This window comes from Bacillus sp. PS237, from assembly GCF_037963345.1.
Taxonomy (GTDB): domain Bacteria; phylum Bacillota; class Bacilli; order Bacillales; family Bacillaceae; genus Bacillus; species Bacillus subtilis.
Genome location: NZ_CP150156.1, coordinates 2,197,495 through 2,217,246, shown reverse-complemented (window position 1 = coordinate 2,217,246; position 19,752 = coordinate 2,197,495). Strand labels below are relative to the sequence as shown.

The following is a 19,752-nucleotide window of genomic DNA, read 5'->3' as shown; positions in this document are numbered from 1 at the left end:
GGTTGGAACTAGGTGACAACATCACGTTTGCCTTTTTCTTTAACGAAAACAAAGAATTTTTATGAAGAATTGAACAATTGGATTGGTGACGTGTTTTACGATATCCTTCCCGAAAAAGGGTTTGATCTTCGGGACGAGCAAGTATTTATGGCTTTTCAGCTGGAGCGGGCGTTTAAAGAGAAAAAAGTCATGTTCGCCGAAGCTGGAGTGGGAACGGGGAAAACGCTGGTATATCTTCTTTTTGCAATCAGCTATGCAAGGTATGTCGGCAAACCTGCCATCATCGCTTGTGCGGATGAAACATTAATTGAACAGCTGGTGAAAAAAGAGGGCGATATTTCTAAGCTGGCTGAGCATCTTGATCTGAAAATTGATACAAGGCTGTCAAAATCACATGAGCAATATTTATGCTTGAAGAAGCTTGAAAAAACAATGCAGCGTTCTGATGATGATAAATGGCTGGATCTTTATGAGTCGTTACCGTCATTTGTCCACGAGTCCCAGGCGATGCAGCGCTTTTATCCGTATGGCGACCGTAAGCAGTACGCAAATCTATCGAATGAAGAGTGGTCTGACGTAAGCTACGACTCGTTTCAGGACTGTCTGACTTGTGATATGAGACACAGATGCGGTCTGACACTTTCCAGAGATTACTACCGCAAGTCAACGGACTTAATCATTTGTTCCCATGATTTTTATATGGAGCATGTGTGGACGGAAGAATCACGCAAACGAGAGGGCCAGCTGCCGCTCTTGCCTGATCATAGTGCAGTTGTATTTGATGAGGGGCACTTGTTAGAGTTTGCTGCGCAAAAAGCGCTAACCTATAGAGTGAAGCAGTCTACTCTTGAATTGTTTTTAGAACGATTGCTGCAAAATGACATCAGAGAAGAGTTTGCAGAATTGATTGAAGATGCGCTTCTCGCAAACGACGAATTTTTCTATGTTCTTTCTGAAGAATCAAAGGAAGTAGCCGGTTCACACCGTTTAGAAATAAAAAATGACCATCGTGTCAAAAAGGCGGCGGACGAGCTTTGCCGTTTACTTGATAAAATCGGTGAGGCACTTGTATTTGAGTCTGAAATGTATACGATTGATCAATACGAACTGTCAGTAGTGGAAGAATATGTTGAACAAATGGCGTATTCATTATCTCTATATCAAAAGGATGCGATCAGCTGGCTGGAGAAAAAGGAAGCAGAATCAACCTTTGTCGTGATGCCGAGAACGGTAGCAGAAGTACTTGGCGAAAAAGTGTTTTCTAAGAAAATTCCTTATATCTTTTCTTCTGCTACGCTGTCAGAAGGCGGTTCGTTTGATTATATTGCCGACAGTCTTGGGATTCATGATTATTTGTCATTAACTGTTGATTCCCCTTATGATTATGACGAGCAAATGAGTATTAATCTATACGCAAAAACAGATATGGACGCTGAACAAAAAACGGCTGAAACGATTGAAACAATCAAACGATACAAAGGAAGAACGCTGGTGCTTTTCCCTTCTTTTGAAGAATTAAACGAGTTTAAAGAGCTGTCGGCGGCATGGGAGCTGCCGTATCCAATTTTCTTCGAAGGTGATGAGGAAATCAGCAGCTTAGTAGAGAAATTCCAAGAGGAAGAAGAAACAGTACTTTGTTCAGTTCACTTATGGGAAGGACTCGACATTCCCGGTGACGCATTGAAGAATGTTACCATTTGGTCATTACCGTTCCCGCCACACGATCCTGTATTTACAGCGAAGCGCAACGGAGCGAAAAAAGATCCGTTCGAAGAAGTTGATCTGCCATATATGTTGTTACGTGTACGGCAGGGCATCGGGCGCCTGATTCGCTCGAATCAAGACAGCGGCTCGATTCACATTTACGCTGGCGGAGAAAATGAACGCATCATTGATGAGGTCAAAAAGGTCTTGCCTGTTGAACCGCACATGATGTAATGGAAAAAAGCTGACGATCGTTCGTCAGCTTTTTTATTTGTCAGCGGGATAGCCAGCCGCCATCAACTGCTAAAATATGTCCATTTACATAATCTGAAGCACGTGATGCCAAAAAGACTGCAGTCCCCCCGATATCATCCGCTTGGCCCCAGCGGCCGGCAGGAATTCTCTTTAAAATGTCCTCATTTCGCTTTTCGTCATCCCGAATAGGCTTTGTATTCGCAGTAGAAATATAGCCTGGGGCGATTGCGTTGACCTGAATACCTGACGCTGCCCACTCATTTGCAAATGATTTTGTCAAACCGGCAACAGCGTGTTTGCTCGCGGTGTAAGCCGGAACGAGGATGCCGCCTTGAAAAGACAGGAGAGAGGCAATATTAATAATCTTTCCATGACCTCTTTTCAGCATGTGCCTGCCAGCAAGCTGTGTCAGAATAAACAGGCTGTTTAGATTGACATTCAGTACGTGCTGCCAGTTCTCTTCTGGAAAATCTTCCGCTTTTTCCCGATGAATAATGCCGGCATTATTGACAAGGATGTCGATCTGCCTGTTTTCAAACAGCTCAGCTGCAGAATCCTTTATCGCTTCCGGCTTGCTCATGTCCAATGTAAAAGATGTAAATATCCGGCCTTCCTGTTCCACAAGCTGCTGTGTTTCAGACAGACTGCTTGTATGTGATGTGCCGATAATATCAGCGCCAGCCCCGGCTAGGGCTTTGGCTATTCCTTGACCGATCCCTGTTCCCGGGCCTGTCACCAGCGCTGTTTTTCCTTTTAATGAAAAGGCGTCATGTAGATAACCCATCTTATTTCAGCCCATCCATTGGAATGAGATCCATGTCCGTAAATGTGTAATTTTCTCCAGCCATCGCCCACACAAAGCTATAGTTTGATGTTCCTGCGCCAGAATGAATAGACCAAGCGGGAGAAAGGACAGCCTGCTCATTTCCAACAACAAGATGGCGTGTTTCGTCCGGCTGGCCCATGAAATGAAATACCTTTGAGTCCTTTTCAAGATCCAGATAAAGATAAGCCTCCATCCGACGGTCATGAACGTGTGCTGGCATGGTATTCCAGTTGTTGTTTTGATCTAACATCGTTATTCCCATCATCAGCTGACAGCTTTTAATGCCATCCTGATGAATGACTTTGTACAGACTTCTGACATTAGACGCTGCATCATCACCAAGGCGGTCCGGTGTCAGTTCAGATAGGGCGGCTTTTTGTGTCGGATAGCTTTTGTGGGCGCAAGCGGAGACGAAGTAAAACTTCGCTTTTTCCCCGTTCAGGCTTGAAAACGATACATCCTGATTGCCCATTCCAATATAGAGAAAATCCTTTGTTTGAAGCACATATTCATCATCGCCGACTCTAACGGCACCAGGCTGGCCGACATTAATAATCCCGATTTCACGCCGTTCCAAAAAGAAGTCTGTTTTTAGAAAATCACCTGCATCAAGCTTCAGTTCACTTTGCCCTGGAGCCGCTCCGCCGATGACAACCCGGTCTTCATGTGAGTAATACATCGTAAGTTTGTTTTCTGTAAATAAAGAATCCATTAAGAAATGACTGCGAAGCTCCTCTGTTGTAAAGCGTTTTACTTGTTCAGGATGTACAGAATAACGATTTTCCATTATATTTCCCCCTTGGTTAGGATTTCAGCATCACTTGAATGAAAATATTTTGGTAACGGTTTCAAAGAAAATTTTAGGATAAATAGTGAAAAGAGTCAACGAAAAAATAATGAATTGACATATTATTAAAAAAACTCTTCCCAAATTTTAAAATTATGGTATTCTTTTGTTGTAACGGTTTTGAAATCGGTTTCAAATATATGAGATACAGGAGCACTTGAATGAAAAAGAAAACAACAGGCCATACAACCATCAAAGACGTAGCTGAATGTGCAGGAGTTTCGAAATCGACAGTTTCCCGCTATATTAACGGAAAAATTGACGCGATTTCTCCTGAAAAAGTGAAAAACATTAAAAAGGCAATCGCAGAATTGAATTATCGGCCGAGTAAAATGGCACAAGGTTTGAAAATAAAAAAAAGCAAGTTAATCGGATTTGTTGTGGCTGACATTACAAATCCTTTTTCGGTCGCTGCTTTCAGGGGAGTCGAAGAGGTTTGTGATCAATATGGATACAGCATTATGGTGTGCAACACAGATAACAGTCCTGAAAAAGAGCGGGAAATGCTCTTAAAGCTAGAAGCCCATTCGGTTGAGGGCTTGATTTTAAACGCAACAGGGGAAAACAAGGATGTACTCCGCGCTTTTGCTGAACAGCAAATTCCAACAATCTTAATTGACCGGAAACTGCCGGATCTGAAACTGGATACCGTAACGACTGACAACAGATGGATCACAAAAGAGATTCTTCAGAAGGTGTACAGCAAAGGGTATACTGATGTCGCGCTGTTTACCGAACCGATTTCCTCTATCAGCCCTCGTGCAGAAAGAGCAGCTGTGTATCAGGAAATGGCTTCGGTTCAAAATGTGAACGGGCTTGTCAGATTGCATGAAATTGACGTAAAGGACAAGGAGCAGCTTAAGGCGGAGCTTCGTTCTTTTCACAAGGAAATGCCGGAGCAAAAAAAAGCGATTCTGGCTTTGAATGGCTTGATTATGCTGAAAATCATCAGCTGTATGGAAGAGCTTGGCCTGCGCATCCCTCAAGATATAGGGATTGCAGGATTCGATGATACGGAGTGGTACAAACTGATCGGTCCAGGCATTACAACGATCGCCCAGCCGTCACATGATATGGGCAGGACGGCGATGGAACGTGTATTAAAAAGGATTGAAGGTGACAAAGGAGCGCCTCAAACCATTGAATTAGAGGCAAAAGTCATCATGAGAAAGTCACTTTAATCCTAGGTGCCCTCAACTAAGAGGAGGTTGGGAAGAGATGAAGCTTGATGCGGTGACATTCGGGGAATCAATGGCCATGTTTTATGCAAATGAGTATGGAGGCCTTCATGAAGTATCCACTTTTTCTAAAGGGCTTGCCGGAGCAGAAAGCAATGTCGCCTGCGGCCTTGCCAGACTCGGATTTCGAATGGGATGGATGAGCAAGGTCGGCAATGATCAGCTCGGAACGTTTATTTTACAAGAGCTTAAAAAAGAGGGAGTGGATGTGTCCCGCGTGATCCGCTCGCAGGACGAAAATCCCACCGGGCTGCTGCTGAAGTCAAAAGTGAAAGAAGGCGACCCGCAAGTTACCTACTATAGGAAAAACTCAGCTGCAAGCACATTAACTACAGCTGAATATCCGAGAGATTATTTTCAATGCGCAGGCCATTTGCATGTGACAGGTATTCCGCCTGCTTTATCAGCCGAGATGAAAGACTTCACGTATCATGTCATGAACGACATGAGAAACGCAGGGAAGACCATTTCATTCGACCCTAATGTAAGACCTTCGCTTTGGCCTGATCAAGCAACAATGGTACACACAATCAATGATCTGGCTGGGCTTGCAGACTGGTTTTTCCCGGGTATCGCAGAGGGAGAGCTATTGACCGGAGAAAAAACACCTGAAGGCATTGCCGACTATTATTTGAAAAAAGGTGCCAGCTTTGTTGCTATTAAACTTGGAAAAGAAGGCGCTTACTTTAAAACGGGGACAAGTGAAGGATTTCTAGAAGGCTGCCGGGTCGACCGGGTGGTTGATACGGTCGGCGCCGGAGACGGATTTGCAGTCGGTGTAATCAGCGGTATCCTAGACGGTTTGTCGTACAAGGATGCGGTGCAAAGGGGAAATGCGATTGGCGCTTTGCAAGTGCAGGCACCGGGGGATATGGACGGTTTGCCGACCAGGGAGAAATTAGCTTCTTTTTTATCTGCTCAAAGAACGGTTCACCAAAAGAAAGGGGATTATTAATATGGAGTCCAAAGTCGTTGAAAACCGTCTGAAAGAAGCAAAGCTGATTGCAGTCATTCGTTCAAAGGATAAGCAGGAGGCCTGTCAGCAGATTGAGAGTTTATTAGATAAAGGGATTCGTGCAGTTGAAGTGACGTATACGACCCCCGGGGCATCAGATATTATCGAATCCTTCCGTAATAGGGAAGATATTTTAATTGGCGCGGGTACGGTCATCAGCGCGCAGCAAGCTGGGGAAGCTGCTAAGGCTGGCGCGCAGTTTATTGTCAGTCCGGGTTTTTCAGCTGATCTTGCTGAACATCTATCTTTTGTAAAGACACATTATATCCCCGGCGTCTTGACTCCGAGCGAAATTATGGAAGCGCTGACATTCGGTTTTACGACATTAAAGCTGTTCCCAAGCGGTGTGTTTGGCATTCCGTTTATGAAAAATTTAGCGGGTCCTTTCCCGCAGGTGACCTTTATTCCGACAGGCGGGATACATCCGTCTGAAGTGCCTGATTGGCTTAGAGCCGGAGCTGGCGCCGTCGGAGTCGGCAGCCAGTTGGGCAGCTGTTCAAAAGAGGATTTGCAGGCTGTTTTCCAAGTGTAAGTGGAATTGTTTTTTCATAACCGGAGGATGGGAGAATCCACAATATGAAAATCAAGGCGACAATTGAACGGGTACCTGGCGGAATGATGATTATTCCGCTATTTCTTGGAGCGGCGCTCAACACGTTTGCGCCTGGAACAGCGGAGTTCTTTGGAGGGTTTACGGGTGCTTTGATTACCGGAACGCTGCCGATACTGGGTGTTTTTATCTTTTGCGTAGGAGCAACGATTGATTTTCGTTCTTCAGGCTATATCGCAAGAAAAGGAATCACGTTATTATTGGGGAAGATCGGATTTGCGGCGCTGCTCGGCGTGATCGCAGCGCAATTTATACCTGACGATGGCATACAATCCGGCTTTTTTGCAGGCCTTTCTGTTTTAGCAATTGTCGCGGTAATGAATGAAACGAACGGCGGACTGTATTTGGCGCTCATGAATCACATGGGAAGAAAAGAGGATGCGGGCGCTTTCGCCTTTATCAGTACAGAATCTGGTCCTTTTATGACCATGGTGACGTTTGGTGTGACGGGACTTGCCGCATTCCCATGGGAAACGCTGGCAGCGACAGTCATCCCGTTTTTACTTGGATGTATACTTGGAAATCTGGATCATGATCTCAGAGACTTATTCAGCAAGGTTGTGCCGGCGATCATTCCATTTTTCGCCTTTTCGCTCGGCAATACCTTGAATTTTGGAATGCTGATCCAATCAGGGCTGCTCGGCATTTTTATCGGAGTTTCTGTCGTCATTTTATCGGGCAGTTCTTTGTTTTTGCTTGATCGTTTTATTGCGCGGGGAGATGGTGTCGCGGGAGTGGCCGCTTCTTCTACGGCAGGGGCGGCTGTAGCCGTGCCATATGCATTAGCGGAAGCGAATGCCTCATTTGCGCCAGTTGCTGAGTCGGCAACTGCAATTATCGCGACAAGCGTTATTGTCACCTCGCTCTTAACCCCGCTGGCAACAGTGTGGGTAGATAAAAAAATCAAGCAGAAAAAGCGGAGAACACCTCCGCCAAAAAATCAAATGACGATCAACTGAATAAAAAGGCTGCCACAAAACATACCGGCAGCCTTTTATACAAACAATTTGACTTTCATACCCCCTTCCATTAGCCTGTAATGGAACGGCTAGAATAGGGAGGGAATGGATATGGAGATACATACATATGAAAAAGAATTTTTTGATCTTTTAAAAAGAATCTCACATTACAGCGAAGCAGTTGCGTTAATGCACTGGGACTCCAGAACAGGCGCGCCGAAAAATGGCTCAGAGGATCGTGCCGAAAGTATCGGCCAGCTTTCAACAGATATATTCAATATCCAAACATCAGATCGAATGAAGGAGCTTATCGATGTCCTGTATGAACGATTTGATGACTTGTCGGAAGATACGAAAAAAGCAGTGGAACTGGCGAAAAAAGAGTATGAAGAGAATAAGAAAATCCCTGAGGCTGAATACAAAGAATACGTGATTCTGTGTTCAAAGGCAGAAACAGCGTGGGAGGAAGCGAAAGGAAAATCTGATTTCAGCTTGTTTTCTCCTTATTTAGAACAGCTGATTGAATTCAATAAACGTTTTATTACGTATTGGGGATATCAAGAGCATCCTTATGATGCATTGCTTGATTTGTTTGAGCCCGGCGTCACGGTAAAGGTGCTTGATCAGTTGTTTGCTGAGCTGAAGGAAGCGATTATCCCTCTTGTTAAACAGGTGACAGCTTCCGGAAATAAACCAGATACAAGCTTTATTACAAAAGCGTTCCCGAAAGAAAAGCAAAAAGAGCTCAGTCTGTATTTTTTACAGGAGCTTGGCTACGATTTTGATGGCGGAAGACTTGATGAAACCGTTCATCCGTTTGCAACTACGCTGAATCGGGGAGACGTTCGGGTCACGACGAGATATGATGAAAAAGATTTCCGGACGGCGATCTTTGGGACCATTCATGAGTGCGGGCACGCGATTTACGAGCAAAATATTGATGAAGCACTCAGTGGCACGAACTTGTCAGACGGCGCATCGATGGGAATTCATGAATCGCAATCATTATTTTACGAGAATTTTATCGGCCGCAACAAGCATTTTTGGACTCCGTACTATAAGAAGATTCAAGAGGCATCACCTGTACAGTTCAAGGACATCTCCCTGGATGATTTTGTCCGGGCAATCAATGAATCAAAACCTTCATTTATCAGGGTCGAAGCGGATGAATTGACGTATCCTCTTCATATCATCATCCGTTATGAAATTGAAAAAGCGATTTTCAGCAATGAAGTGTCTGTGGAAGATCTGCCGTCGCTTTGGAATCAAAAATACCAGGATTATTTAGGGATTACACCGCAGACCGACGCAGAGGGGATTTTACAGGACGTCCATTGGGCAGGTGGAGATTTCGGCTACTTCCCATCCTATGCGCTCGGCTACATGTATGCGGCTCAGCTGAAACAAAAAATGCTTGAGGATCTCCCTGAATTTGACGCTCTCTTGGAAAGAGGAGAGTTCCATCCGATAAAGCAATGGCTGACGGAAAAGGTGCACATTCACGGAAAACGGAAAAAGCCGTTAGACATTATTAAAGATGCAACAGGAGAAGAGCTGAATGTTCGCTATTTAATTGATTATTTATCAAACAAATATTCAAATCTCTATCTGTTATAATCAAAAGCCTGGCGGCGCGGTCGTCAGACTCTTTTATATCGAATCCCCTTGAAATACGAATGATATCTAAAAAAACAAAATTAAAGTTCGGGAATTTTTATTTTCAGCCTATGCAAGAGATTAGAATCTTGATATAATTTATTACAATATAATAGGAACACTCATATAATCGCGTGGATATGGCACGCAAGTTTCTACCGGGCACCGTAAATGTCCGACTATGGGTGAGCAATGGAACCGCACGTGTACGGTTTTTTGTGATATCAGCATTGCTTGCTCTTTATTTGAGCGGGCAATGCTTTTTTTATTCTCATAACGGAGGTAGACAGGATGGAAGCACTGAAACGGAAAATAGAGGAAGAAGGCGTCGTATTATCTGATCAGGTATTGAAAGTGGATTCTTTTTTGAATCACCAAATTGATCCGCTGCTTATGCAGAGAATTGGTGATGAATTTGCGTCTAGGTTTGCAAAAGACGGTATTACCAAAATTGTGACAATCGAATCATCAGGTATCGCTCCCGCTGTAATGACGGGCTTGAAGCTGGGTGTGCCAGTTGTCTTCGCGAGAAAGCATAAATCGTTAACACTCACCGACAACTTGCTGACAGCGTCTGTTTATTCCTTTACGAAGCAAACAGAAAGCCAAATCGCAGTGTCTGGGACCCACCTGTCGGATCAGGATCATGTGCTGATTATCGATGATTTTTTGGCAAATGGACAGGCAGCGCACGGGCTTGTGTCGATTGTGAAGCAAGCGGGAGCTTCTATTGCGGGAATCGGCATTGTTATTGAAAAGTCATTTCAGCCGGGAAGAGATGAACTTGTAAAACTGGGCTACCGAGTGGAATCTTTGGCAAGAATTCAGTCTTTAGAAGAAGGAAAAGTGTCCTTCGTACAGGAGGTTCATTCATGAGAAATGGATTCGGCAAAACGCTGTCTTTAGGGATTCAGCATGTTCTTGCCATGTATGCCGGCGCCATTGTCGTTCCTCTGATTGTCGGAAAAGCAATGGGACTGACTGTCGAGCAGCTGACTTACTTAGTATCGATTGATATTTTTATGTGCGGTGTGGCTACACTTCTGCAAGTGTGGAGCAACCGATTTTTTGGGATCGGGCTTCCGGTAGTGCTTGGCTGTACCTTTACAGCTGTATCGCCGATGATAGCGATTGGATCTGAATATGGGGTTTCAACAGTTTACGGCAGCATTATCGCTTCAGGCATTCTTGTCATTCTTATTTCATTTTTCTTTGGAAAGCTCGTATCGTTTTTTCCGCCGGTCGTGACAGGCTCTGTTGTTACGATTATCGGTATTACACTGATGCCGGTTGCCATGAATAACATGGCCGGCGGAGAAGGAAGTGCAGATTTCGGAGATCTCTCCAATCTTGCACTTGCTTTTACCGTGTTGAGTATCATTGTGCTTCTATACCGTTTTACAAAAGGCTTTATCAAGTCCGTCTCGATTTTGATCGGTATTTTGATTGGCACCTTCATCGCATATTTTATGGGAAAAGTTCAATTTGATAATGTTTCGGACGCGGCAGTTGTTCAAATGATTCAGCCATTTTACTTCGGAGCGCCGTCTTTTCACGCAGCGCCTATCATTACGATGTCCATCGTTGCAATTGTCAGCCTTGTGGAGTCAACTGGTGTTTACTTTGCTTTAGGTGACCTGACAAACCGCCGTTTGACAGAGATAGATTTGTCTAAAGGCTATCGAGCTGAAGGACTGGCTGTGCTTCTGGGCGGTATTTTTAACGCTTTTCCTTACACGGCATTCTCTCAAAATGTCGGGCTTGTTCAGCTCACAGGGATCAAAAAAAATGCCGTCATTGTGGTCACAGGTGTGATCCTAATGGCATTTGGGCTGTTTCCAAAGATCGCTGCTTTCACGACTATTATTCCATCCGCTGTTTTGGGCGGTGCAATGGTGGCGATGTTTGGAATGGTGATTGCTTACGGAATTAAAATGCTCAGCCGCATTGATTTTGCGAAACAGGAAAATCTGCTGATTGTTGCTTGCTCAGTGGGATTGGGGCTCGGTGTGACCGTTGTGCCGGATATTTTCAAACAGCTTCCGAGTGCCTTAACGCTGCTTACAACGAATGGCATTGTGGCGGGCAGCTTTACTGCAGTCGTCTTAAATATTGTATATAACGTTTTTTCTAAAGCTAAAAAAATAGAACAAGAAGCTGACCTCGCTGAACAAAAAACAGCAGTCTAACTCCGCCGCGGCGGAGTTTTTTTTGCATATAAAAAAGATTGTTGCGGCACAATGTATGCAAAGAGGTGATCGCATGGCGTTTATTTTATCCATTGGAACAAGTCTTCCTGCGTATAATGTAAACCAAGAGAAAGCGGCCGAGTTCGCCCGCTATATGTTTCAGCATTCTTTTAAGGATATTGACAGGCTGTTATCCTCCTTTAAAAACGGGCAAATCCATTCGAGACAGTTTGTTAAGCCGATTGAATGGTATAAAGAGGGGCACAGCTTTGAAGAAAAAAATCAAATATACATAGAAGAAACACTTAAACACAGCAGAGCGGCTGTTCGTGAGTGCCTCTCTCATCCGGAATTTTTTCAAGAAGCCATTCCTTATGAGAAAGTGGAAGCTGTTTTTTTCGTCTCCAGTACAGGTCTTTCCACACCGAGTATCGAGGCGCGGCTTATGAATGAACTTCCGTTTTCTCCATATACGAAGCGGATTCCGATTTGGGGGCTTGGCTGTGCAGGAGGAGCCAGCGGACTTGCGCGTGCAGCCGAATACTGCAAAGCGTATCCTGAGGCTTTTGTGCTTGTCATTTCTGCCGAGCTGTGCAGCCTGACATTCCAGCCGGAAGATAAAACAAAAAGCAATCTGATCGGCACCTCGCTTTTTGGTGACGGCATTGCCGCAGCTTTATTATGCGGAGAGAAGGCGGACCGCAGGGTGTCAAAGCTGAAGCTTGCGCCGAAGATAATGGACGCCCAATCTGTTTTGATGAAACAATCAGAAGATGTCATGGGCTGGGACTTTACCGATCAAGGATTCAAAGTCATTTTCTCACGAGACATTCCGACCTTGGTGGAAAAATGGCTCAAAACAAATGTACAGATTTTTTTGGACAAACATAAGCTGTCATTCCATGATATCAGTGTTTTTTTGGCGCATCCAGGCGGAAAAAAAGTGATCGATGCATACATCAAAAGTCTCGGGCTGTCGTCAGAAAAGCTTTCATCTGCGCAAAGCATTTTGCAAAAGCACGGAAATATGTCTTCAGCCACAATCTTGTATGTGATCAAAGACCATCTGCAGAACGGACATAAAAAGGAAGCTGAACGAGGACTGATTGGCGCATTAGGGCCGGGTTTCTCATCAGAGTTGCTATTATTCAGCTGGGAAAAGGGGGCCTGACTCATGTTTTGGTTGTTGATCGCCATTCTCATTGTTCAAAGAGCAGCAGAAATGGCAGTGGCCAGGCAAAACGAACAAAAGGTAAAGAAGCAAGGAGCAATTGAATTTGGCGAGAGCCACTATCCGTATATCATTACGATGCATATCCTTTTTTTCCTGTCCTTAATTGCCGAGGTGCTGCTGATGAATAAACAGCCGTCCAGCTGGTGGCTCGGTATCGCTGCAGTGATTTTAAGCGTACAGATCGTACGGTATTGGGCGCTTTGTTCCTTAGGAGCATATTGGAATACGAAAATCCTTGTTGTTCCAGGTGTAGAGCTTGTAAAAAAAGGTCCATATAAATGGATGAAACATCCAAACTATGCCGTTGTTATCCTCGAAATTTTGCTGATTCCGCTGCTTTATCAAGCATACGTCACCATGTGTCTGTTTTCCATTTTCAATGCCGTGTTGTTAAGCGTCAGAATTCGCGCAGAAGACAAAGCATTACAGGAATACAGCGTAAAATAGCGATTGAAAATCATTCTCAACCATGTTAAAATGGGTTTGAAAAAGATTCTCAATCAGGATGGTGAAGCAAATGACAATGCTGTTTTTGCTTGGAGCGGTTTGTACATATAGTGTATTAATTGGTTTTGTATTAAAAGGAATCTCTAATAAATCTGTTTGATGAATCTGGAACTTGTAAAAGTTGCAGATTTTCTTTTATAGAAGCTGCCGTAATGGCGGCTTTTTTCTATTCTCCTAAAGAAATTTGGTTTATTCTTGTGTAAAATGAAAAGGGAATGAATTCAGATCTTTCGAAAAAGGTTCACAATTGAAACGGCACAAAGGGGTTCAGACTTATGACAGATCAAAACAGAAAAGAGCTTTTGCATAAAACCGGGGAACTTTATAAGCAATTTATTGAGAATCAAGATGAACAAAGGGCTGCTAAACTGGCTGCGGTCATGAAAAAAGCGGCTGATGAAGAGGTTTATATCGCGTTTACCGGGCATTATTCAGCGGGGAAATCGTCACTGCTGAACTGCCTGTTAATGGAGAATATTTTGCCGACAAGCCCGATTCCGACAAGCGCTAACCTTGTTGTGATCAGAAACGGGGAAAAGCGAGTTCGGCTTCATACAACAGACGGAGCGTGTGCTGAGCTGGAAGGGACTTACCAGAAAGACAAGGTGCAGCAATATTGTAAAGACGGGGAACAGATTGAAAGCGTCGAAATTTTTGACAGGTATACTGAGATCGATTCCGGGGTTGCGTATATTGATACTCCAGGGATAGATTCAACAGATGATGCGCATTTTCTATCGGCTGCTTCTATTCTTCACCAAGCGGATGCGCTGTTTTACGTCGTTCACTATAATCACGTGCACGCTGAGGAAAATGTAAAGTTTCTCAGATCAATAAAAGAAAGCATTCCGAATGTGTATTTTATCGTCAATCAAATTGACCGCCATGATGAGACGGAGACGAAATTTGGAGACTATCAAGCGCAGGTAGAGGAGATGCTTTGCAATGAAGGGATTTCAAGGGAAGCGCTCTATTTTACATCAGTAACAGAACCGGATCACCCGTTCAATCAGATGGGGGCCCTGAGAGAAGAGTTAAGCAGAATAGAACAGCAATCAAAAAGCAATATGCAGGCTTTAACCGAACAAAAAGTCCGTAATCTGCTAAAGGAACATACGGAAATGCTGAAGAAAGACGAAACAGGCGCTCCGAGTTTCGCTGAACAGCTTAATATCCATACTGGACTGGTCCAATCGCTGCGTGATCAATTGGATGAGGCCGAAAAACAAATGACTGAGGCAGAGAAGAGGATGCAGGAAGAAATCAATCGTATTTTAAAAAACGCCAACCTGACGCCTTTTGAAATGCGTGAATTGGCGGCTGCATTTTTAGAATCACAAGAGCCTTCCTTTAAAACCGGCTTTTTCTTTTCTAAAGCGAAAACTGCACAGGAAAGAGATAAAAGGCGGAATGCTTTTTTCTCTGATGTGGCAAAACGAACAGAGGCCGAAGCGGATTGGCATATGATAGACACGCTTCATAAACTCGCCAAGGTATTTGATGTCTATACCGCTGAAAGTGAAAAGCTGATTCAGGCCTATCGCACACCGCTTGATATAAGCATCATTGAACACGCGGTCAAGCATGGTGCAGCCTTTTCCTCTGAATATGTATTGCAATATACAAAAGACTTGGCAGAGCTCATCCGGAAAGAGGCGAAAAGAGAAGCCGCAGACATCATAAAGGTGCTCTCCGCTATGGTGAAAGAGCGTGTTTCCAAAGATGTGCAAACAATTAACGACCGGCTCGTCCAAGAATCAGAAAAACTTGTCTTTCTTCAAGAACAGGCACGTTTAGAGAATAATGCCCGAGAGAAAACCGATCGCCTGTGGGCCATTTGGGAAGAAGAGTCCGCATGCCCAATGCATATAGACACAGAATGGTTTAAATCGAAGAAAACAAGAGTGGCGGCTCCAGAGCAGAAACAAGGCCGAAGCCAGCTGACGGCGCAGCCGATGCCGAAATCAGAAATCAAAATGGAACAAGAAATGCCGCTTCAAGACCAAATCAAACGCTTTTACACTTTGTCTGACATTTTAGGCGAATGCAGCATGTTGTTAAAGCAAACTTCAGCGTTTCGTGAAAGGGTGAAAAGGCTTGAGGAACGGAAATTTACACTCGCTCTTTTTGGAGGCTTTAGCTCGGGGAAATCATCATTTGCCAATGCGCTTGTCGGCGAAAGAGTGCTGCCATCCTCACCAACGCCAACCACAGCGACAATTAACAAGATCACAAAGCCAATCAATGGCAACTTAAACAAAACAGCGAATGTAGTGTTTAAGACAGAGGATGACTTAACGGCTGAAATTTTGCAGCTCACCGGAATACCAAAGGAGCCGGCAGGCCGTTCCTTCACAGAGAAGTGGGAAAAGGCAGTCAAAAAAAACAGGCTGCAGGAAGAACACGTGAAATTGATCAGCAATTTCCTGCTTGCATACGAGAAGTATCAGCAGTATATACAGGAACAGAAGAAATTAACGATTCCGCTCTCTGAATTAAAGCCGTATGTAGCAGAGGAAACAACGGCCTGTGCTGTGAAAGAGGTAACGGTCTACTATACATGCCCGCTCACTGAAAAAGGGATTACGATCGTTGATACACCCGGCGCGAGCAGCATGAATAAACGGCATACAGAACTGGCATTCCAATATATCAAAGATGCTGATGCATTTTTTTATATGACTTATTATCAGCACTCTTTTTCAAAAGGAGACCGTTCATTTTTGCGAAAGCTTGGACTTGTGAAAGAATCGCTCAGCATGGATAAAATGTTTTTTATTATTAATGCTGCAGACCTTGCAAAAGATAAAACAGAGCTCGAAACAGTGACCGATTATGTCAGCGCAGAGCTTGTAAAAGAAGGGGTTTATGAGCCGCAGCTCTTTACCGTATCAAGTAAGGAGGAACTGGTGGGAAAACCGGAGTCATTTTATAATCAGTTCTCGAAAGTAAGAAAACACTTAGACCGGTTTATCGAAGTGGATGTAAAAAAAGCGTCAGCAGCGCAGCTCAGTTCGGAGGCAGACAAACTATGCGAAACTGTTTTTCAGCTTCACCAATCCCAGCATCAGTCCCGAGAAGAGAAGGAAGCGCAGAAACAGTGCCTTATGCTGTCATTTGAGCGGACAGCGGCCGATATCGAGAAACGGCGGAACTCAAAAACCATCATTGAAAAAGTAAAAAAAGATACAAGAGAGCAGCTATATCACATTGCACAGCGATTATCATATTTTGCAAATGATTTATTAAAATCGGCATTTCATCCCGGGCTGCAAAACGGGGATTGGAAAAAGAACGTCAGTAAAGCGATGACAACAGCCTTACATGAATATCTATTTGAATATATTCAGGAAATCAAAACGCTTGATGTTCGCATGAGCGGTTTCATCGAACGGCATATCAATGAAGAATGGCTGGATCATTTTCAAAAAACATTAAACGAGGACGGTTATTTTTCCGTTTATGCGGGTGATCAGCATTCGAACGGCATACAGTTGAAGGAAGTTGAACCGGAAATAGAAGAACGTGCTTTTGAGCAGGAACTAAAAGAGATCAAATCACCGAAGCAGTTTTTTGAGCAGAAAGGAAAAGCGACCTTTATCGAAGCTGTACGGATGAAACTTACGAAAATCACAGAGGCATGGATAAAAAATGAAGAAGAAAGCCTGATATCTCATTACACTGCTCACCTCAGACGCTTACAGGAAGATATGGGTGAAAAAGCAATCGCGCAAATAACGGATCAAAAAGAGACATATTTAAGAGGATATGCGGAAGGGGAACATGCGAAAGAGATTGAAATGGCGTATCAGGCGTGCATCTCCTGGAAAAATTCAGACAATACAATAAAAATGTAAAATTCAGTTGGCTTGTATTTCAAGTCATGATAGACTAAATAGAAAAAAGCGAGATGAACGATTAATGTCAGAGGTACATAAAGCAATTTCAGCACATTCATCAAAACAGCACGAGCATATCAAAGCATTTATGCGTCTTGAAAATATGCGTGAATTGGCGATTGAAGAAGCTGTTGCTAAATGCAGAAACGATGAGCCTTATACTACAGATGCAATTAATGAAATTACCGAGCAAATGAATCAGCTCGCTAAAAAAGGCATCGTCCCGACAAGACGGCTTGTATCAAAAGAAATGGTCAGAGAATACGTAAGCCGCATGTAAGCTGGATGATCCTGTCGCGAGTGAACCTCCTGCCGGAAGCATATACTATATGCATCCGACGTAAGGGGGGATTCATGTTGGGCAGAACAAAGCTCGGAAACAGAAATGCACAGGCGAATAACAACGCCAAAAAGAAAAACGGATTTCAAACCCATTTTGACTCTTACGCAGGACGCGAAGCTGAAAAGCTGATCGCCAGCAACAAAAGACACAACGATTGATAAATATTCAAACAGTATCTCTAATTAAAGAGATACTGTTTTTTATTTTTGGGCTGCTTTATGATAAAATAGAAGGAATGAAAGAAAAGGGAGTTATTTGATGAATAATAATAAACTATTGCTGGTTGACGGCATGGCTCTTTTATTCCGGGCCTTTTTTGCCACGGCCGTACATCGCAACTTTATGATAAATGACAGCGGGGTGCCGACGAACGGCGTCAACGGCTTTTTAAAGCATTTGATTACAGCTGTGGAAACATTCCAGCCGACACACGTCGTCTGCTGCTGGGACATGGGGAGCAAAACGTACCGAAATGACTTGTTCCAAGATTATAAGGCCAACCGCAGCGCGCCGCCTGTGGAGCTGATTCCGCAGTTTGATTTGGCAAAGGAAGCAGCCGCAGAGCTTGGAATCATGAATATTGGCTTTGCCGGCTATGAAGCGGATGACTGTATCGGTACTCTTGCCGATTTATTTGCGAATGAAGCGGACATTACGGTGGTAACAGGGGACAGAGATTTACTTCAGCTGTTAACGGATAAAGTAAGCGTTGCTTTGCTTCAAAAAGGAATCGGAAATTATAAAGTCTATACAAAAGAGACTTTTTATGAAGAAACAGGCGTAATGCCGAAGGCTTTGATTGATATTAAAGCGCTTATGGGTGATTCCAGTGATAACTATCCCGGAGTCAAAGGCATTGGAGAAAAAACAGCCTACAAACTGATTCGTGAATACGAAACGATTGACCGTTTATTGGAAAATCTTTCTCTTCTTCCAAAAGGACAGCAGGGAAAAATTCAGCAAGGTTTAAGCGATTTGGAGATGTCGAGGAAGCTTGCGGAAATCCATTGCTCAGTGCCGCTGGCCTGCACACTGAAAGACGCTTTATTTACTTTGCAAATGGAGCAGGCGGCTGACATGCTTCGCCGCCACCAAATTAAAGGAATTGAGCGTATGCTTGAAAAGCTGAACGCTAGAGAGATCGTTTAGATCCTCTCTAGCGTTTTGTATTGCTTTTTTTTGCTCTCTCCTCAAGCTCTGTTTTAGGGTCATTATGTGTATTGCCTTCCAGGTCGCCTTGCGGAGTAACACCGCCGGTCAGCCGGCCTTTATCTTTCTTTTTCATGTTAGTTCACCTCGCCATTAGGATGAACCAATGATCAAGATTTAATTCTTTTCATTCAGCCGAATCGCTTCTTTTGCCAGAAGATCGGCTTTTTGGTTTTGCTTGCCCGGTATCCATTTGATGAAAAAAAGAGGGAATGCCGCTTTTAATCGGATGATCTCTTCTACAAACGGTTGAAACGTTATATTTTTAACCATTTCAAGCTCAGTGGCGCGTTCCACAATATCTGAATCGGTTCGAAAGGAAACTGATTGATACCCGCGCGTTGCACATAGCTTCATCCCTTCAATTAATGCAAGAAATTCCGCTTCCTGGTTTGTATGCACTCCGATTGGAATAGAGAAAGATTCTGCTTTTCCCTCATGTTTGATAAAAATGCCGATACCGGAAGGCCCTGGATTACCGGCGCTTGCGCCGTCTACATATATTTCTGTAGGCATTATGAACTCCTTTCATCATTAGGTATCATTTTTTTGGCTGCATAGGCATAAGGCAATGAAATTAAAGATACCGCAAACTTAATCAAATATGTAGAAATAAAAATATGAAGCCACACGTCTGCCGGATAAATGCCGAGAAAGGCGACTGCAGTGAATATGAATGTATCAAACAACTGGCTGACTGCTGTACTGCCGCCGTTTCTGAGCCATAAAAGCCGATCAGAAGGAAATATCCTTCTAATTGCCGAATATACATAAACATCCAGCGTTTGGCTGAAGATAAAGGCAAGCAGACTTCCTAACGCAACTCGCGGAAGGAATCCGAAGATCGTTTCCAGCGCTGTTTGTGATATGTCGCTGGAAGCCGGTTCGAAAAGCAGCACGCCCTGCATGACAAATGTCAGCGTCAGGAGCGTTGAGAATCCGAGCCATACCGCTTTTCTGGCTTCAGCTGGTCCGTATTTTTCATTCAGCACATCTGTCGCAAAAAAGATTGTGCCATACATCACATTCCCGAGTGTCGCTGTTAAGCCAAACAGTTCGACTGTTTTGACGACTTGGAGGTTGGCGCAGACTGTCGCAAAACCGATCCAAACAAACAGTCCCATTTTGCCAAATCCTTTATAAAATAAAAGAACAATGATAAAATGAATGATCGCAAAAAAGATCCAAAACGAATTATTAAACAAGATGAAAAAGCTTCCTTTCCGGGGTAAGATTGGTTTGATTATAGCATAAGCCCGGC

General features: G+C 43.8%; 20 protein-coding genes and 1 riboswitch. Of the genes, 15 read left to right on the top strand and 5 right to left on the bottom strand.

Annotated elements, in window-relative coordinates; all coding sequences use genetic code 11:
• Positions 1–12 precede the first annotated feature (12 nt).
• Positions 13–1,938 (top strand): ATP-dependent DNA helicase, encoded by a 1,926-nt coding sequence (locus tag NST22_RS11210; RefSeq protein WP_003230718.1) that lies wholly within the window; start codon positions 13–15, stop codon positions 1,936–1,938.
• A 40-nt stretch (positions 1,939–1,978) separates the two neighbouring features.
• On the opposite strand, the gene kduD is transcribed toward NST22_RS11210, so the two are convergent.
• Positions 1,979–2,743, bottom strand: coding sequence for a 2-dehydro-3-deoxy-D-gluconate 5-dehydrogenase KduD (gene kduD / locus NST22_RS11205; RefSeq protein ID WP_003230720.1), 765 nt, complete (start codon positions 2,741–2,743; stop codon positions 1,979–1,981).
• Position 2,744: 1 nt separating this feature from the next.
• A complete protein-coding gene (gene kduI / locus NST22_RS11200) occupies positions 2,745–3,572 on the bottom strand; it encodes a 5-dehydro-4-deoxy-D-glucuronate isomerase (RefSeq protein ID WP_003230722.1) in 828 nt (275 codons plus the stop codon).
• Between the two features lie 221 nt (positions 3,573–3,793).
• On the opposite strand from kduI, the gene kdgR reads away from it, so the two are divergent.
• From kdgR to exnP, 14 genes are all read left to right on the top strand, one after another.
• Positions 3,794–4,813, top strand: a complete 1,020-nt coding sequence (gene kdgR / locus NST22_RS11195; protein ID WP_003230725.1) for a pectin utilization transcriptional regulator KdgR — start codon at positions 3,794–3,796, stop codon at positions 4,811–4,813.
• A 37-nt stretch (positions 4,814–4,850) separates the two neighbouring features.
• Complete coding sequence (gene kdgK, locus NST22_RS11190) at positions 4,851–5,825, top strand: 2-dehydro-3-deoxygluconokinase (RefSeq protein WP_003230727.1); 975 nt, start codon at positions 4,851–4,853, stop codon at positions 5,823–5,825.
• 1 nt (position 5,826) lies between these two features.
• A complete protein-coding gene (gene eda / locus NST22_RS11185; RefSeq protein ID WP_003230732.1) occupies positions 5,827–6,417 on the top strand; it encodes a bifunctional 4-hydroxy-2-oxoglutarate aldolase/2-dehydro-3-deoxy-phosphogluconate aldolase in 591 nt (196 codons plus the stop codon).
• Positions 6,418–6,461: 44 nt separating this feature from the next.
• Entirely contained in the window at positions 6,462–7,454 is a 993-nt protein-coding gene (gene kdgT / locus NST22_RS11180; RefSeq protein WP_003230734.1) for a 2-keto-3-deoxygluconate transporter, read from the top strand.
• A gap of 111 nt (positions 7,455–7,565) precedes the next feature.
• Positions 7,566–9,071, top strand: a complete 1,506-nt coding sequence (gene ypwA / locus NST22_RS11175) for a carboxypeptidase (protein WP_004398513.1) — start codon at positions 7,566–7,568, stop codon at positions 9,069–9,071.
• 141 nt (positions 9,072–9,212) lie between these two features.
• Positions 9,213–9,312: riboswitch (purine riboswitch) on the top strand.
• Between the two features lie 89 nt (positions 9,313–9,401).
• On the top strand, positions 9,402–9,986 hold the full coding sequence (gene xpt, locus NST22_RS11170) for a xanthine phosphoribosyltransferase (protein ID WP_003230744.1): 585 nt from the start codon (positions 9,402–9,404) through the stop codon (positions 9,984–9,986).
• On the top strand, positions 9,983–11,299 hold the full coding sequence (gene pbuX / locus NST22_RS11165; protein ID WP_003230748.1) for a xanthine permease PbuX: 1,317 nt from the start codon (positions 9,983–9,985) through the stop codon (positions 11,297–11,299). Before xpt ends, pbuX begins: the two co-directional genes overlap by 4 nt.
• A gap of 73 nt (positions 11,300–11,372) precedes the next feature.
• Positions 11,373–12,470, top strand: coding sequence for a type III polyketide synthase BpsA (gene bpsA / locus NST22_RS11160; protein ID WP_003230750.1), 1,098 nt, complete (start codon positions 11,373–11,375; stop codon positions 12,468–12,470).
• Positions 12,471–12,473: 3 nt separating this feature from the next.
• The gene (bpsB, locus tag NST22_RS11155) at positions 12,474–12,980 is read left to right on the top strand and encodes an alkylpyrone methyltransferase (protein ID WP_004398552.1); all 507 of its coding nucleotides are present in this window, start codon (positions 12,474–12,476) and stop codon (positions 12,978–12,980) included.
• A 70-nt stretch (positions 12,981–13,050) separates the two neighbouring features.
• Complete coding sequence (gene fbpC, locus NST22_RS11150) at positions 13,051–13,140, top strand: Fur-regulated basic protein FbpC (protein WP_100069434.1); 90 nt, start codon at positions 13,051–13,053, stop codon at positions 13,138–13,140.
• A gap of 175 nt (positions 13,141–13,315) precedes the next feature.
• Positions 13,316–16,897 carry a dynamin GTPase gene (gene dynA, locus NST22_RS11145; protein WP_003230755.1) on the top strand — a complete coding sequence of 1,194 codons (3,582 nt, stop codon included), beginning with the start codon at positions 13,316–13,318 and terminating at the stop codon, positions 16,895–16,897.
• 64 nt (positions 16,898–16,961) lie between these two features.
• Positions 16,962–17,219, top strand: a complete 258-nt coding sequence (locus NST22_RS11140) for a YpbS family protein (RefSeq protein WP_003230757.1) — start codon at positions 16,962–16,964, stop codon at positions 17,217–17,219.
• A gap of 74 nt (positions 17,220–17,293) precedes the next feature.
• Positions 17,294–17,440 carry a hypothetical protein gene (locus NST22_RS11135; protein ID WP_003230761.1) on the top strand — a complete coding sequence of 49 codons (147 nt, stop codon included), beginning with the start codon at positions 17,294–17,296 and terminating at the stop codon, positions 17,438–17,440.
• A 100-nt stretch (positions 17,441–17,540) separates the two neighbouring features.
• On the top strand, positions 17,541–18,431 hold the full coding sequence (gene exnP / locus NST22_RS11130) for a 5'-3' exonuclease ExnP (protein ID WP_003230763.1): 891 nt from the start codon (positions 17,541–17,543) through the stop codon (positions 18,429–18,431).
• Between the two features lie 7 nt (positions 18,432–18,438).
• Here exnP and sspL read toward each other — a convergent pair whose 3' ends face one another.
• The 3 genes from sspL to NST22_RS11115 are packed head-to-tail and all read right to left on the bottom strand — an operon-like array spanning position 18,439 to position 19,696.
• Positions 18,439–18,567, bottom strand: coding sequence for a small, acid-soluble spore protein L (gene sspL / locus NST22_RS11125; protein ID WP_003218255.1), 129 nt, complete (start codon positions 18,565–18,567; stop codon positions 18,439–18,441).
• Positions 18,568–18,608: 41 nt separating this feature from the next.
• Positions 18,609–19,007 carry a reverse transcriptase-like protein gene (locus NST22_RS11120; protein WP_003230765.1) on the bottom strand — a complete coding sequence of 133 codons (399 nt, stop codon included), beginning with the start codon at positions 19,005–19,007 and terminating at the stop codon, positions 18,609–18,611.
• Positions 19,007–19,696 carry a queuosine precursor transporter gene (locus NST22_RS11115; RefSeq protein WP_003230767.1) on the bottom strand — a complete coding sequence of 230 codons (690 nt, stop codon included), beginning with the start codon at positions 19,694–19,696 and terminating at the stop codon, positions 19,007–19,009. The genes NST22_RS11120 and NST22_RS11115 overlap by 1 nt, the downstream gene beginning before the upstream one ends.
• Positions 19,697–19,752 lie beyond the last annotated feature (56 nt).

Excerpts from the sequence above, each read along its gene's own strand:
- kduD (WP_003230720.1), bottom strand. The coding sequence starts at position 2,743 with ATGGGTTATCTACATGACGCCTTTTCATTAAAAGGAAAAACAGCGCTG.
- kduI (WP_003230722.1), bottom strand. The coding sequence starts at position 3,572 with ATGGAAAATCGTTATTCTGTACATCCTGAACAAGTAAAACGCTTTACA.
- kdgR (WP_003230725.1), top strand. The coding sequence starts at position 3,794 with ATGAAAAAGAAAACAACAGGCCATACAACCATCAAAGACGTAGCTGAA.
- kdgK (WP_003230727.1), top strand. The coding sequence starts at position 4,851 with ATGAAGCTTGATGCGGTGACATTCGGGGAATCAATGGCCATGTTTTAT.
- eda (WP_003230732.1), top strand. The coding sequence starts at position 5,827 with ATGGAGTCCAAAGTCGTTGAAAACCGTCTGAAAGAAGCAAAGCTGATT.
- kdgT (WP_003230734.1), top strand. The coding sequence starts at position 6,462 with ATGAAAATCAAGGCGACAATTGAACGGGTACCTGGCGGAATGATGATT.
- ypwA (WP_004398513.1), top strand. The coding sequence starts at position 7,566 with ATGGAGATACATACATATGAAAAAGAATTTTTTGATCTTTTAAAAAGA.
- xpt (WP_003230744.1), top strand. The coding sequence starts at position 9,402 with ATGGAAGCACTGAAACGGAAAATAGAGGAAGAAGGCGTCGTATTATCT.
- pbuX (WP_003230748.1), top strand. The coding sequence starts at position 9,983 with ATGAGAAATGGATTCGGCAAAACGCTGTCTTTAGGGATTCAGCATGTT.
- bpsA (WP_003230750.1), top strand. The coding sequence starts at position 11,373 with ATGGCGTTTATTTTATCCATTGGAACAAGTCTTCCTGCGTATAATGTA.
- bpsB (WP_004398552.1), top strand. The coding sequence starts at position 12,474 with ATGTTTTGGTTGTTGATCGCCATTCTCATTGTTCAAAGAGCAGCAGAA.
- fbpC (WP_100069434.1), top strand. The coding sequence starts at position 13,051 with ATGACAATGCTGTTTTTGCTTGGAGCGGTTTGTACATATAGTGTATTA.
- dynA (WP_003230755.1), top strand. The coding sequence starts at position 13,316 with ATGACAGATCAAAACAGAAAAGAGCTTTTGCATAAAACCGGGGAACTT.
- NST22_RS11140 (WP_003230757.1), top strand. The coding sequence starts at position 16,962 with ATGTCAGAGGTACATAAAGCAATTTCAGCACATTCATCAAAACAGCAC.
- NST22_RS11135 (WP_003230761.1), top strand. The coding sequence starts at position 17,294 with ATGTTGGGCAGAACAAAGCTCGGAAACAGAAATGCACAGGCGAATAAC.
- exnP (WP_003230763.1), top strand. The coding sequence starts at position 17,541 with ATGAATAATAATAAACTATTGCTGGTTGACGGCATGGCTCTTTTATTC.
- sspL (WP_003218255.1), bottom strand. The coding sequence starts at position 18,567 with ATGAAAAAGAAAGATAAAGGCCGGCTGACCGGCGGTGTTACTCCGCAA.
- NST22_RS11120 (WP_003230765.1), bottom strand. The coding sequence starts at position 19,007 with ATGCCTACAGAAATATATGTAGACGGCGCAAGCGCCGGTAATCCAGGG.